Origin of the sequence: Halomonas sp. SIMBA_159, from assembly GCF_046536035.1 — a bacterium.
Classification (GTDB): Bacteria; Pseudomonadota; Gammaproteobacteria; order Pseudomonadales; family Halomonadaceae; genus Vreelandella; species Vreelandella venusta_A.
The window spans coordinates 1-257 of record NZ_JAWJBT010000984.1 but is presented as its reverse complement, the minus strand read 5'-3'; the positions used below and the strand labels follow the sequence as shown (position 1 = coordinate 257).

The window sequence follows — 257 nt, the reverse complement described above, 5'->3', positions numbered from 1 at the left end:
GTGAGCGTGCTGCGCGGAGAGCTGATCCGCGTCACCTCTACCCGGTTGCTGCTGTGGACAGCGGTCACGGCCGTCGTGGTCGCCGCCTTCCTCTCCGGGGTGCTCGCGATCGTCGGACCGGAGAACGCCAACCCGCCCATGCCGGGCATCGACACCGCCGAGGGTGCGGGCCTGATCCTCGGCCTCTCCACCGTCACCCTGTTCATCCCGGCGCTGATCGGCACGGTGGCCGTGACCGGCGAGTATCGGCATCGCAC

Annotated in this window: 1 protein-coding gene; it reads left to right on the top strand. The window is 70.0% G+C overall.

What is annotated here, in order from left to right; all coding sequences use genetic code 11:
* On the top strand, positions 1-257 hold a 257-nt coding region (locus R0J87_RS22195; protein WP_498889021.1), incomplete at both ends, for a hypothetical protein.